Source organism: Malikia spinosa (assembly GCF_002980625.1).
Lineage (GTDB): Bacteria > Pseudomonadota > Gammaproteobacteria > Burkholderiales > Burkholderiaceae_C > Malikia > Malikia spinosa.
Window position 1 is genome coordinate 60,892 of record NZ_PVLR01000024.1, and the last position, 12,884, is coordinate 73,775.

Consider the following 12,884-nt stretch of genomic DNA (forward strand, 5'->3'; position numbering starts at 1 on the left):
TCCTTCTTTCGGTGAGTGAGGATTGCCCGCCGGTCGGGGCGGTCGCAATCGATCATGGTCAGGCTGCGTGAAATCACGGTGACAGTGCGCCGGGCTTCATGCCGTTGTCGCATCGGAGCGTGACAGCACGGCGGCGCTTGTCGCAGGCCTGTCATCAAGCGGGCTGAGCATGACTGCCATGATGCAATCCCTGAGCGACCCGCTGCTGGTCGAAAACTTCGCCCCCGAGCGCCGTTCCCTGCGCGTGGCCCTGGTCACCGAGACCTATCCGCCCGAAGTCAACGGCGTCGCGCTGACCATCGACCGGCTGGTGCGCGGGCTGCAGGCACGCCACCACGACATCCAGCTGGTGCGCCCGCGCCAGGCCGCTGTCGATGCCGGACCAGGCGAGCAGGACCCGACCGAGCAGGTGCTGATGCGCGGTCTGCCGATACCGCGCTACCCGCACCTGCGCATGGGCCTGCCGGCCAAGCGCGCGCTGCTCGGGCTCTGGACCCTGCGCCGGCCCGACCTGGTGCATATCGCGACCGAGGGGCCGCTGGGCTGGTCGGCGCTGCAGGCCGCGCGCAAGCTCAAGCTGCCGGTCAGCACGGATTTCCGCACCAATTTCCATGCCTACAGCCGCCATTACGGCATTGGCTGGCTGCAAAAGCCGATCGCCGCCTACCTCAGGCGCTTTCACAACCAGGCCCATTGCACCATGGTGCCGACTGCCTCGCTGCAGTCCGAGCTGCAGGCGATGGGCTTCGAGCGCCTGCTGGTGGTCGCGCGCGGTGTCGACACGCAGCGCTTCGACTCGGCCCGCCGCAGCGCGGCCTTGCGCGAGTCCTGGGGCGTGCGTGAGGGTGAGCAGGTGGTGCTGTCGGTCGGCCGCATCGCGCCCGAGAAGAATCTGGAGCTGCTGTTGCGCAGCTACGAGGCCATGCGTCAGGTCAACCCCGCGCTGCGCCTGGTCGTGGTCGGTGACGGCCCGGATCGGGCAGCGCTGCAGCAGCGCTGCCCCGAGGTGGTGCTGGCCGGCTCGCGCAGCGGCACCGACCTGGCCGAGCATTACGCCAGCGCCGACTGCTTCCTGTTCCCGAGCCTGACCGAGACCTATGGCAACGTGACGCCCGAGGCGCTGGCCAGCGGCCTGGCGGTGCTGGCCTACGACTATGCCGCTGCGGCCGAACTGATCCACCATGGCGAGAACGGCTTGCTGGCGCCGGTTGGCGACCCCGATGCCTTCGTGCGCCGTGCCATCGATCTGGCGGGCAACCGCCAGTTGGTCGCGCGGCTGCGCCAGGGCGCGCGCGCCTCGACGCTGGCGCTGGACTGGAGCCATATCTGCCTGCAGGTCGAGGCGATCTGGGAGCGCCTGATCGAGCAGCAGGCGCTCGGGGCTTCGGGCTTCAGGCTCGTTTCAGTCTGAGCTGCAGCATCAGGGCGGCCATGCCAGCGGCCAGCAGCAGGCCGAAGCCCACCATCAGCGGCACGATCGGCAGGCCGAGCCAGAGCAGCAGGGTGTAGAGGCCCAGCATCACCAGCACGCTGAGGTTCTCGTTGAAGCCCTGGACCGCTATCGAGCGGCCCGGGCTCAGCAGACGGTGGCCGCGGTATTGCAGCAGCGCGTTCATCGGCACCACCAGCAGGCCACCGACGGCACCGGTCACGACCAGCAGGGGCAGCGCCCATTCGAGCGCCGTCAGCAGCGAGCTGGCCGCCACCAGCAGGCCCAGCGCCACGCCCCAGGGCAACATGGTGGCGGCGCGATTCAGCGCGATGCGATGCGCCGCCAGGCCGGCCCCGACCACGACGCCGATCGCCACGCAGGCCTGCAGATAGGCGGCGCGGTCGAGCGCGAGTCCGATCACGTCCTGGGCCCAGCGCAGCACGGCGAACTGCAGTACCGCCCCCGCGCCCCAGAACAGGGTAGTGACCGCCAGCGAGAGTCCGCCCAGTGGATCGAGCCAGAGCTGGCGGTTGGATTGGCGAAAGTCCTGCAGCAGCGGGCGCAGTTGCAGCCGCGCGACTGGCAGCCGGGCCGCCCGCCTGGGCACGCCGATATTGAGCAGCGCCGCCAGCAGGTAGAGCGCCAGCACCAGCGCGAACGCTGTGGCCAGGCGGGTATCGACCCACCAGCTCGGTGGATTCGGCCAGAGCTGGCTCAGCCCTGCGACCGCGAAGTCGGACACCAGCAGGCCGCCCAGGCCGGTACCGAGCAGTACCGACAGCACCACGGTCACTTCGAGCCAGCCATTGGCCGCGACCAGGCGCGAGGGCGGCACGGTCTCGGTGATCAGGCCGTACTTGGCCGGGGCATAGGCCGAGGCGCCCATGCCGATCAGCGCGAACGCCAGTATCGGGTGCAGTCCGGCCAGCAGGGTGAGGGCGCCAGCGAGCTTGACGGCATTCATCCAGCCCATCAGCAAGCCCTTGGGCGCCATGTCGGCCAGATGCCCGACGCCGGGGGCCAGCAGCACATAGGCCCAGGTGAAGGAGAACTTGAGCAGCGGCGCCCACCAGGCCGGGTAGCCCTGCTCGTGCAGGAAAGCCATCGCGACGATCAGCAGGGAATTGTCTGCCAGGGCCGAAAAGAACTGCGCCAGGATGAGCCAGTAAAACCCCTGTGGCATGTTTGAAGTCTTGCCCGTGGCTCTTGTTGTCATAGCGCTCCATCTGATCGGTCGATGGAAGATCATCGGGCGCTGACAAGTCGGGGCCGTGGCGGATTCGTGACGCTGGTATGAAGGAAGCTGGGGGCAGTGGCATTTGGCGTGTGTTGTCACGAATCGTTCATCGATCGGCCATTTGGGCGTCATGCGCGAGGCCAAGAATGGGATGCAACTGAATGACATTAGGAGATCGAGATGAAGGAACTGCCCACCCCCACGTTGGAACTTTCGCCGCTTGCGCTGCCCAGGGGGTCACTTCATCCGGGCTTGGACGCAACCCCATCGGTTTCTGAGTCCAAGGGTGGCATCGAAGTGGCTTGGGCATGCCATCAAGACGAAGTTCGCGAAGCGCAGCGTCTGAGGTATGAGGTCTTTGCCGGCGAGATGGGCGCGCGCCTGCCCAAGACCGTGCCGGGCCACGACATCGACCTGTTCGACGATTACTGCGAACACCTGCTGGTGCGCGACAGCGCAACGCGCCAGGTCATCGGCACCTACCGCCTGCTGACTCCGGCCCAGGCCAAGCGCGTCGGCAGCTTCTACAGCGATACCGAATTCGACCTGACCCGGCTGCGCATGCTGCGCGACAAGATGGTCGAGCTCGGTCGCAGCTGCGTCCATCCCGAGCACCGCCATGGCGGCGTGATCATGGCGCTGTGGGGCGCGCTGGCCGGCTTCATGGTGCGCAACGACCTCGACACCATGATCGGCTGCGCCAGCATCCCGATGCAATACGAGGGCCCGCACGGCATCATCGGCGGCGGCCACGCAGCGGCCAGCATCTGGCGCCAGGTGCGCGAAAAGCATCTGGCCGCGATCGAATACCATGTGCGCCCGCGCCTGCCGCTGCCGGTCGACAAGCTCGACGACAGCCTGGACGTCGAACCGCCGGCGCTGATCAAGGGCTACCTGCGCCTGGGCGCCAAGGTGCTGGGCGCGCCGGCCTGGGACCCGGACTTCAACGCCGCCGATCTGCCGATGATGATGCGCCTGGCCGAGCTGCCGCAGCGCTATCGCAAGCATTTCCTGGGGGTCTGATGCGTACCGCCGATCTGTTCGAGGGTCGTGGTGAAAGCGCCGCCACCGAGCCGCACGGCGAGTCGGCTGCGCGGCTGCGCAGCATCTTCATTTCCGATGTCCACCTGGGGACCCAGGGCTGCCAGGCCAAGGCGCTGCTGTCCTTCCTGAAGTCCAATCCGAGCGATCATCTCTATCTGGTCGGCGACATCATCGATGGCTGGCAGCTGCGCCGGCGCTGGTACTGGCCGCAGGAGCACAACGACGTGGTGCAGAAGATCCTGCGCCGGGTACGCAAGGGCTGCCGCGTCATCTTCGTGCCGGGCAATCACGACGAGTTCGTGCGCCATTTCGTCGATCATCATTTTGGCGGCGTCGAGGTCGTGACCGAGGCCATCCACACCACCGCCGACGGCAAGCGCCTGTGGGTGGTGCATGGCGATCTCTATGACGGCGTGATCCAGTACGCCAAGTGGCTGGCCTATCTGGGCGACACGCTGTACGAGTTCACGCTGCGGCTGAATCGCCATCTCAACAGCCTGCGCGCGCGTCTGGGCTTGCCCTACTGGTCGCTGTCGCAATACCTCAAGCACCGGGTCAAGGGCGCGGTCAATTTCATCAGCAGCTTCGAGTCGGCCGTGGCCGCCGAGGCGCGCAAGCGCGGCCTCGATGGCGTGGTCTGCGGCCATATCCACCGCGCCGAGATGCGCGTCATCAATGGCACGCTGTATTGCAACGATGGCGACTGGGTCGAGAGCCTGACGGCGCTGGTCGAGCACCAGGACGGCCGGCTCGAGATCGTGCACTGGCCCGACGAGCGGGTCCTGGCCCAGGATGCCAAGTCCGCGGTCTTGCCGGGAAAAACAGCCACTGCCGAGCCTTGATTAGGCCTTTGTCATCATTTTTTCATCATGCTAGGCATGATATCTGGGGATAATGCGAGGTTTTTCCGGAATTCCGCCAGATTTTCATGACAGTCGCTACCCATTTGTCCCGCGTGTCCTTCCTTGATCGTGACCAGAGCATCCTGGCCTTCAACGAGCGCGTGCTGGACTGGGCGCGCCGGACCGAGGTGCCACTGCTCGAACGGCTGCGCTACCTGACCATCGTCTCCTCCAACCTCGACGAGTTCTTCGAGGTCCGCTTCGAGCCGCACCTGAGCGCGCGCCTGAGCAACGAGCAGCGCGGCCCGGTCACGGTGCAGAGCTATGCCGCGATCTCGGAACATGTGCATCGCCTGGTCGATCAGCAATATCAGATCTACAACAGCGAGCTGCTGCCACTGCTGGAAAAACGCGGCATCAAGGTCGTGCCGCATGGCGAGCGCAACCTGCGCCAGCGCCGCTGGGTGCGCGAGTTCTTCACCCAGGAAGTGCAGCCGCTGCTGCTGCCGGTCGGGCTCGATCCGGCGCACCCCTTCCCGCAGGTGGCCAACAAGTCGCTCAACTTCATCGTGCGGCTGTCGGGGCGGGATGCCTTTGGCCGCGAGAACGAGATCGCGATCGTCAAGGTGCCCCGGTCGTTGCCGCGCTTCTTGCGCATGCCGGGCGTCAAGGGTTCGCGCCAGGTGCATTTCGTCTCGATCTCGAGCGTGATCCGCGCCCATCTGGGTGACCTGTTCCCGGGCCGCCAGGTGACCGAGTTCTCGCAGTTCCGCGTCACCCGCCATTCCGACCTCGCGGTCGACGAGGAGGAGGTCAAGAACCTGCGCACCGCGCTGCGCGTGGGCTTGCAGCACCGCCATTACGGCCGCGCGCTGCGGCTCGAGGTCTCTGCCGGCTGCTCGGACTTCCTGTCGGACTTCCTGCTGCAGCAGTTCGACCTGCCGCCCGAGGCGCTCTACAAGGTGGCCGGCTCGGTCAACCTGGTCCGCATGACCCAGCTGATCGACCTGGTCGATGCGCCCGAGCTGCGCTTTGCGCGCTACCAGCCGAGCTGGCCGATCCAGCTGACACCGGGCCAGTCCTTCTTCGACCGGCTGCAGCAGGGCGATGTGCTGATCCACCAGCCCTATGAGAGCTTCGATGCGGTGCTGGACTTCTTGCGCGAGGCGGTCGAGGACCCGAACGTGCTGGCGATCAAGCAGACCCTGTACCGCTCCGGCAGCAAGGGCGAGATGACCGAGCTGCTGCGCGAGGCGGTGCGCCGCGGCAAGGAAGTCACGGCCGTGGTCGAGCTCAAGGCGCGCTTCGACGAGGAGGCCAACATCAACAACGCCGAGCTGCTCGAATCGGTCGGCGCGCAGGTGGTCTACGGCATCGTCGGGCTCAAGACCCATGCCAAGATGCTGCTGGTAACAAGGCGCGAGCAGGGCCGCCTGCGCCGCTATGCCCAGGTCTCGACCGGCAACTACAACCCCGGCACGGCCAAGCTCTACACCGACCTGAGCTACCTGACGGCCGACGAGGCGCTGACCAGCGACCTCGAGCAGATCTTCCTGCACCTGGCGAGCCAGAACCGGCTGTCGCGGCTGCAAAAAGCCCTGATCGCGCCGTTCCATCTGCACAAGGCCATGCTCGACCGGATCGAGGCCGCGACACAGGCCGCGCGCGAGGGGCAGCCCGCCCGCATCGTGCTCAAGATGAATGCCCTGACCGACGAGCCGCTGGCGCGCGCGCTGGCGCTGGCCTCGCAGGCCGGGGTCAAGGTCGACGTGATCGTGCGCGGTGCCTGCATCCTGCCCGCCGGCGTGCCGGGTCATACCGACAATGTGCGGGTGCGCTCGATCATCGGCCGGCTGCTCGAGCATTCGCGCGTGTTCTTCTTCCAGACCGGATCGCAGGAGGACCTGTGGCTCTCGAGCGCCGACTGGATGAACCGCAACATGCTGCGCCGCATCGAGCTGGCCTGGCCTGTCACGGATCCGTCGCTGCGCCGACGCATCATCGACGAATGCCTGGAAATGAGCCTGGCCGACAACACCGACGCCTGGCTGCTGCAGCCCGACGGCGTCTACCTCCGGGCCCAGGGGGTCAACAGCAAATCGCGCGCGCACGCGCATTCGGCGCAAGCCCAACTGATGGCGCGCTATGGAGGAAAGGCATGAATGCAGACCTGATCTTGTGGCGCCACGCCGAGGCCGAGGACCTGGCCGACAACGAGGAGACCGGCGGCAGCGACCTGTCGCGCCGGCTGACGGCCAAGGGCGAGAAGCAGGCCGCCCGCATGTCGAACTGGCTGGCGCGCAACCTGCCCGAGGACGCGCGGATCTGGTCGAGCCCGGCCGTGCGCACCGAGCAGACCGTGCTGGCGCTGGGGCGCAAGTACCGGCTCAGCGACGCGCTGCGCCCCGATGCCAGCCCGGATGACCTGCTGCAACTGGTGCAGTGGCCGCAGCTGCAGCATCCGACCCTGATCGTCGGCCATCAGCCGACGCTGGGCCGGGTCGTGGCGCGGCTGCTGGGATTGTCCGAGCAGGAATGCTCGATCAAGAAGGGCGCTCTCTGGTGGCTGCACCAGCGCGAGCGCAACGGGGTCAGCCAGACCGTCATCCTGACGGTCCAGAGCCCGGAATTTCTCTGAGGAACCCGCCTCAGGCCTGCTTCGACTCGGGCAGTGCCGCGGCGGCGCTGCTGGCGAGCACGGCCTTGGGCTTGCGGCTCTTGCGCGCGGCCGGCACCTTGGCGGCGGCTGGCGTTGCATCAGGCAGGGTCGATACCGCGGCGGCCTGGGGTGCCGGTTCGGCCTGAGCGGGCGCGGCCACCGCAGCGCTGTCCGGCGCGCAAGGGCGGCCGGTCTTGAGCGTCGGCACCGCCACCAGCATCGTCTTGAGCTTGGCATCGCTCAGGCCCGTCAGCGCCATCAGCCCGGCGCGCAGCAACTCGCTCTTCTTGATTGCCAGGCCCATGGTCATGGCACGGATCTTGAGACTCTCGATGGCCGCGTATTCTTCCTTCGGGATCGTGAAGCTGTCGCGCACCAGTTTGGGCTTCTTGTCCTTGTCGTTGGCGACTTCGGGCTTGGTTTTCTTGCTTGAATTCATGGGCTTGCACCTGCTATTAACTATGCTAACAGTATAAACAATATATCCGGTGTTTGTTTTTCTTATTTGTAGCTTATTAATCGTTCTGACTTATGTGGTAAATAAGCTGTTATGGGTTAACCCTGATTGATGGATTACACATGAGCCTACCCCGAAAAAATACCACCTGGCAGGAGCTTGAGCTCGGTGCCAGCGCCACGCTCGAGCGTGTCTGCAGCGAACAGGACCTGTTGCTGTTCGCGCATGCCTCGGGCAACCGAAATCCGCTCAACCTGCCTGAAGCCGAACAGTCGCAGTCGCAGCTGCCGGCGCTGGCGCCATCGATGTGGGTCGGCTCGCTGCTGTCGGCCGTGCTGGGCAATCTGCTGCCGGGTCCCGGCACGCTCTACCGCAGCCAGGACCTGCGCTTCCAGCGTCGGGTCCAGGTCGGCGACCGCTTGCAAGTCAGCGTGACCTGCATCGAGAAGGGCCCCGAGCCGCTGGCACGCTTCGCGACCCGCATCAGCACCGAGGCCGGCGAGCTGGTCTGCGAGGGTGAGGCCGAGGTCGAGGCGCCACGCGTCTCGCAGCTCGTGGTGGCGCGTGACCTGCCGCCGCTGATCCTGGGCAACAAGGACCATTTCGCCCGCCTGATCGACGCCGCACGCCAGCTGCCCGCGCTCAAGACCGCAGTCGTCTGCCCCGAGGATGCCAACTCGATGGGCGGACTGGCGCTGTCGGCGCGCGAAGGGCTGATCGAGCCGGTGCTGGTCGGCAATGCCGAGCGCATGGCGCATATTGCCGCTGAGCTCGGCATCGACCTCTCGGGCTGGCGCCAGGTGCACGAGTCCGACCCGCGCGCGGCGGCGGCAGTCGCCGTCGCGATGGCGCGCAATGGCGAGGTGGGCGCGGTCATGAAGGGCGCGATCCACTCCGACGAGCTGCTGGCCGCGGTCGTCAACAAGGAGCATGGCCTGCGCGGTCACCGCCGGCTCAGCCATGTGTTCGTGATGGACGCACCGATGCTCGACCACCTGCTGTTCATCTCGGATGCCGCGATCAACATCGCGCCCGACCTGACGACCAAGGTCGACATCACGCAGAACGCGATCGACCTGGCGCGCGCCTGCGGACTGGATTGCCCGCGCGTGGGCATCCTGTCGGCGGTCGAGACCATCAACACCAGCATTCCCTCGACGCTGGACGCTGCCGTGCTGTCCAAGATGGCCGAGCGCGGCCAGATCCGCGGCGGCACGGTCGACGGTCCGCTGGCGATGGACAACGCGATTGACCTCGACGCGGCGCGCACCAAGGGCATCCAGTCGCTGGTGGCGGGTCGCGCCGAGGTGCTGATCGTGCCCAACCTGGAGGCCGGCAACATGCTGGCCAAGGAGCTGACCTTTGTCGCGCGCGCCGAGGCTGCCGGTCTGGTGGTCGGTGCCCGCGTGCCGGTGATCCTGACCAGCCGCGCCGACAACGACCGCTCGCGCCTGGCTTCCTGTGCGCTGGCGCTGCTGCATGATCACTGGCGCCAGACCGGTGCCTGCGCCGTCCCGATCGAGCCGGACCTTGAGGTGCAGGCATGAGCTTGCTGCTGACCCTCAACGCCGGTTCGTCGTCGATCAAGTTCGCGCTGTTCGAGCAGCGCCCGCATGGCCTGGATCGCCTGGCCGTCGGCCAGGTCGAGGGGCTGGGCGAGCGCGCGCATTTCTGCGCCGTCACGACCGCGGGCGAACGCCACGAGCAGTGGCTCGACGGCTCGGTGGCCGACCACGGCCATGCCCTGCAAGGCGTGCTGGACTGGCTGCGCCTGAGCTTCCCTAACCGCGAGGTCGCGGCCGTCAGCCATCGCGTGGTGCATGGCGGGGCCGAGCATGTCGAGCCGATCGTGATCGACGACCACAGCCGGGCCCAGCTCGAAACCCTGGTGCCGCTGGCGCCGCTGCACCAGCCGCACAATCTGGCCGGCATCGACGCGGCGCGTGTCGCCTTCTCGCGGGCGCCGCAGGTGGCCTGCTTCGACACCTCGTTTCACCGCAGTCATCCCTTCGTGTCCGATACCTTCGCGCTGCCGCGCCAGTACTACGAGCAGGGCATCCGGCGCTACGGCTTTCACGGCCTGTCCTACGAGTTCATCTCGCGCCAGCTCAAGAGCCGTCACCCCGGCCTGCTGGCAGGCCGGGTCATCGTGGCGCACCTGGGCAATGGCGCGTCGATGTGCGCCATGCGCGGCGGCCGCTCGGTCGCCTCGACCATGGGCTTCACCGCGCTCGACGGCCTGCCGATGGGCACGCGCTGCGGCCAGATCGATCCGGGCGTGCTGCTCTATCTGGTCAGCGAGCACGGCATGAATGCGCAGAGCCTGACCGATCTGCTCTATCGCAATTCCGGCCTCAAGGGCATGTCGGGCCTGTCCAACGACATGCGGGTGCTGCTGGCCAGCGACCTGCCGTCGGCGCGCGAGGCGGTCGACTATTTCGTCGAGCAATGCCGGCGCGAGCTCGGCGGCCTGGCCGCCAGCCTGGGCGGCCTCGACGCGCTGGTCCTGACCGGCGGCATCGGCGAGCATGCGGCCGAGGTGCGCAGCCGTCTGCTGCGCAACATGAGCTGGCTCGGCATCGATTTCGACGAATCGGCCAACCAGGCCGGTGCCGAGGAAATCAGCCTGCCGCGCAGTTCGGTGCGGGTGCTGGTGCTGGCCACCGACGAAGAGCGCATGTTGGCCGAGCACGCTGCGGAACTGACGGCCCTGTCCTGAATCTCTATTGTTTCCCTTACAAGAGCCCCGATCGCCATGCAATCCCATTACAGCCCAGCCAACCTGCCGTCCCGTCTGGCACAGGAGCGAGCCGAACATGCCGCTCAGATCCAGCGCCTGTTGAGCTGCAGCGCGACCCACGCGCAAAAGATCTTCCAGAACCACGCCGAGCGCACGCTCGGACTCTGGCGTTCCGGTCTTGCGACCCAGCAGGGTCTGGTCCAGAGCCTGCAGGACGGCAAGCTGCTCGCCGACAGCGCGCAATACCTGATCGACGCGGCCCAGCGCAGCGCGCTGACCGTCGACGTGCTGCGCGAGCGCGCCAACAACGACAAGCTGCACGAGGAAGCTGGCACGCCGCCGGTGCTCGACTATGACTACGAGCTGGTGCTCGATGCACGCCATTTCGCGCGTCCGGCCAACTACCAGCTGCTCAAGATCCTGCATCCCGAAGGCGGCGAGATCAGCGACCGCAAGCGCCCCTTCATGATCATCGACCCGCGTGCCGGCCACGGCGCCGGCATCGGCGGCTTCAAGCCCGACAGCCAGGTCGGCGTTGCGCTGCGCGGTGGCCATCCGGTCTATTTCGTGGTGTTCCGCCAGCATCCCGAGCCGGGCCAGACCCTGGCCGACGTGATGCGCGCCGAAGCCGAGTTCCTGCGCGAGATCTCGCGCCGCCACCCCGACGCGCCGAACCCGATCGTGGTCGGCAACTGCCAGGGCGGCTGGGCCACCCTGGTGCTGGCCGCAGCCAACCCCGACATCACCGGCCCGCTGGTCATCAACGGCTCGCCGGTTTCGACCTGGTCGGGTCAGGTCGGCGCCAACCCGATGCGCTACAACGGCGGCCTGATGGGCGGCATCGCGCCGGCCCTGCTGTCGATGGATCTGGCCAACGGCGAGTTTGACGGGGCCCACCTGGTCAGCAACTTCGAGCAGCTCAACCCGAGCCGCAACTTCTTCGGCAAGTACTACGACCTCTACGCCAACGTCGACAAGGGGCGCGAGAGCTTCCTCGAGTTCGAACGCTGGTGGGGCGGTTTCCACTTCCTCAACGAATCCGAGATGCGCTGGATCGTCGAGCAGATCTTCATCGGCAACAAGCTCTCGCGCGGCGAGGCCGAACTCGAGCCCGGCCGCCACCTCGACCTCAAGTTCATCCGCTCGCCGATCGTCGTCTTCGCCAGCAAGGGCGACAACATCACGCCGCCGCAGCAGGCGCTGAACTGGATCGTCGACACCTATTCCGACGAGAACGAGATCCGCATCCGCGGCCAGCGCATCGTCTACATGGTGCACGAGAAGGTCGGCCACCTTGGCATCTTCGTCTCGTCCTCGATCGCCCGCAAGGAACACACCGAAGTCACCTCGACGCTGCAGACCCTCGAGGCGCTCGCGCCCGGCCTGTACGAGATGAAGATCGACCACAGCGAAGGCGAGGGCGCCGACGAGCGCTTCGTCGTCAGCTTCCATGACCGCAAGATGAGCGACATCCTCGAAGTGGTGCCCAACGACCGCGAGCTCGAGCGCGGCTTTGGTGCCGTCGCGCGCCTGTCGCGCCTGGGCGCCGACCTCTACGAGATGACCGCCCGTCCCCTGGTCCAGTCCATGGTCACCGAGCAATCGGCCGAGCTGCTGCGCGACATGAACTCCAGCCGCGTCAGCCGCCGCATCTTCTCGGACCAGAACCCGGTCATGGCCGCCGTCGGCGTGCTGGCCGGTCAGGCCCGCGAGCAACGCCAGCCGGTGGCTGCCGGCAACCCCTGGCTGGTCTGGCAAGAGACCCTGGCGGACGGGATCTCGCAAGGCATGGACCTGTACCGCGACCTGCGCGACAGCGCCTACGAAATGAGTTTCCTGTCGATCTATGGCGCGCCCTGGATGAACTGGTTCGGCCAGTCGCTGGCGCAGCAGCGCACGCACAAGAAGCCCGAGGAACTGCGCTGGTTGCCGACGGTGCAAGCCACCCTGGAAGCCATCGACGAGGGCGGCTATGAAGCCGCCGTGGTCCGCATGCTGGTGTTGCTGGCTGACAGCCGCGGCTCGGTGCGGCGCGATCGACTCGAGCGTTCGGCCCAGGTGCTGACCACGGAGCCGCCGTTCGCCCAGCTCAGCGCCCAGCGCCGTGCCGCGCTGATCCACGAGCAATCCGTGATCGTCGAGTTCGAGCCCGAACAGGCCCTGCGCAGCCTGGTCCGCCTGCTGCCCTTGCCCGAGCAGCGCCACCAGGCATTCGAGAGCGTGCGCTTCGTCGTCGGCGATCGCAGCGACATGGAGCCGCATTCGCTGCACATGTTCGAGGCCATGGAGCAACTGCTGGGCCAGGTGCAGACCCCTGCGCTTGCAAGCCTGTCGCCGCAGGACGAGCCCGCGCCCCAGCTGGCCAGCGACGAGGCCGACGCTGCCAGCGCGGCTGAAGTCAGCGCCGCCGACAGCCAGCCTGGCGCCAAGCCCGCGCGCAAGACCGCAGCCCGCAACAAGCCGCAGGAGTGAG

At 67.0% G+C, this 12,884-nt stretch carries 10 protein-coding genes; 8 read left to right on the forward strand and 2 right to left on the reverse strand.

Annotated elements, in window-relative coordinates:
- The first annotated feature begins 169 nt into the window (after nucleotides 1–169).
- Entirely contained in the window at nucleotides 170–1,411 is a 1,242-nt protein-coding gene (locus C6P61_RS09375; RefSeq protein ID WP_342352619.1) for a glycosyltransferase family 4 protein, read from the forward strand.
- Here the strand turns inward: C6P61_RS09375 and lplT are convergent.
- Entirely contained in the window at nucleotides 1,392–2,615 is a 1,224-nt protein-coding gene (gene lplT, locus C6P61_RS09380; RefSeq protein ID WP_105729666.1) for a lysophospholipid transporter LplT, read from the reverse strand. The two genes, C6P61_RS09375 and lplT, sit on opposite strands and share 20 nt — an antisense overlap.
- Nucleotides 2,616–2,849: 234 nt before the next feature.
- Between lplT and C6P61_RS09385 the strand changes: the two genes are divergently transcribed.
- From C6P61_RS09385 to C6P61_RS09400, 4 genes are all read left to right on the forward strand, one after another.
- The gene (locus C6P61_RS09385; protein ID WP_105729667.1) at nucleotides 2,850–3,692 is read left to right on the forward strand and encodes a GNAT family N-acetyltransferase; all 843 of its coding nucleotides are present in this window, start codon (nucleotides 2,850–2,852) and stop codon (nucleotides 3,690–3,692) included.
- Nucleotides 3,692–4,555 carry a UDP-2,3-diacylglucosamine diphosphatase gene (locus tag C6P61_RS09390; RefSeq protein WP_105729668.1) on the forward strand — a complete coding sequence of 288 codons (864 nt, stop codon included), beginning with the start codon at nucleotides 3,692–3,694 and terminating at the stop codon, nucleotides 4,553–4,555. The genes C6P61_RS09385 and C6P61_RS09390 overlap by 1 nt, the downstream gene beginning before the upstream one ends.
- Nucleotides 4,556–4,641: 86 nt before the next feature.
- Complete coding sequence (gene ppk1, locus C6P61_RS09395) at nucleotides 4,642–6,717, forward strand: polyphosphate kinase 1 (RefSeq protein WP_105729669.1); 2,076 nt, start codon at nucleotides 4,642–4,644, stop codon at nucleotides 6,715–6,717.
- Nucleotides 6,714–7,193 (forward strand): SixA phosphatase family protein, encoded by a 480-nt coding sequence (locus tag C6P61_RS09400; protein ID WP_105729670.1) that lies wholly within the window; start codon nucleotides 6,714–6,716, stop codon nucleotides 7,191–7,193. Before ppk1 ends, C6P61_RS09400 begins: the two co-directional genes overlap by 4 nt.
- Nucleotides 7,194–7,203: 10 nt before the next feature.
- Here the strand turns inward: C6P61_RS09400 and C6P61_RS09405 are convergent, their stop codons facing one another.
- Nucleotides 7,204–7,653 (reverse strand): hypothetical protein, encoded by a 450-nt coding sequence (locus tag C6P61_RS09405; RefSeq protein WP_211296956.1) that lies wholly within the window; start codon nucleotides 7,651–7,653, stop codon nucleotides 7,204–7,206.
- Between the two features lie 140 nt (nucleotides 7,654–7,793).
- Here C6P61_RS09405 and C6P61_RS09410 point away from each other — a divergent pair, with 140 nt between their 5' ends.
- The 3 genes from C6P61_RS09410 to C6P61_RS09420 are packed head-to-tail and all read left to right on the forward strand — an operon-like array spanning nucleotide 7,794 to nucleotide 12,883.
- Nucleotides 7,794–9,218: a bifunctional enoyl-CoA hydratase/phosphate acetyltransferase gene (locus C6P61_RS09410; protein WP_105729671.1), complete on the forward strand. Its 1,425-nt coding sequence runs from the start codon at nucleotides 7,794–7,796 to the stop codon at nucleotides 9,216–9,218.
- Nucleotides 9,215–10,390 (forward strand): acetate/propionate family kinase, encoded by a 1,176-nt coding sequence (locus C6P61_RS09415; RefSeq protein ID WP_105729672.1) that lies wholly within the window; start codon nucleotides 9,215–9,217, stop codon nucleotides 10,388–10,390. The genes C6P61_RS09410 and C6P61_RS09415 overlap by 4 nt, the downstream gene beginning before the upstream one ends.
- Nucleotides 10,391–10,426: 36 nt before the next feature.
- The gene (locus C6P61_RS09420; RefSeq protein WP_105729673.1) at nucleotides 10,427–12,883 is read left to right on the forward strand and encodes a DUF3141 domain-containing protein; all 2,457 of its coding nucleotides are present in this window, start codon (nucleotides 10,427–10,429) and stop codon (nucleotides 12,881–12,883) included.
- Nucleotide 12,884 lies beyond the last annotated feature (1 nt).

Excerpts from the sequence above, each read along its gene's own strand:
- C6P61_RS09410 (WP_105729671.1), top strand. The coding sequence starts at position 7,794 with ATGAGCCTACCCCGAAAAAATACCACCTGGCAGGAGCTTGAGCTCGGT.
- C6P61_RS09390 (WP_105729668.1), top strand. The coding sequence starts at position 3,692 with ATGCGTACCGCCGATCTGTTCGAGGGTCGTGGTGAAAGCGCCGCCACC.
- C6P61_RS09385 (WP_105729667.1), top strand. The coding sequence starts at position 2,850 with ATGAAGGAACTGCCCACCCCCACGTTGGAACTTTCGCCGCTTGCGCTG.
- C6P61_RS09400 (WP_105729670.1), top strand. The coding sequence starts at position 6,714 with ATGAATGCAGACCTGATCTTGTGGCGCCACGCCGAGGCCGAGGACCTG.
- C6P61_RS09420 (WP_105729673.1), top strand. The coding sequence starts at position 10,427 with ATGCAATCCCATTACAGCCCAGCCAACCTGCCGTCCCGTCTGGCACAG.
- lplT (WP_105729666.1), bottom strand. The coding sequence starts at position 2,615 with ATGCCACAGGGGTTTTACTGGCTCATCCTGGCGCAGTTCTTTTCGGCC.
- C6P61_RS09375 (WP_342352619.1), top strand. The coding sequence starts at position 170 with ATGACTGCCATGATGCAATCCCTGAGCGACCCGCTGCTGGTCGAAAAC.
- C6P61_RS09405 (WP_211296956.1), bottom strand. The coding sequence starts at position 7,653 with ATGAATTCAAGCAAGAAAACCAAGCCCGAAGTCGCCAACGACAAGGAC.
- ppk1 (WP_105729669.1), top strand. The coding sequence starts at position 4,642 with ATGACAGTCGCTACCCATTTGTCCCGCGTGTCCTTCCTTGATCGTGAC.
- C6P61_RS09415 (WP_105729672.1), top strand. The coding sequence starts at position 9,215 with ATGAGCTTGCTGCTGACCCTCAACGCCGGTTCGTCGTCGATCAAGTTC.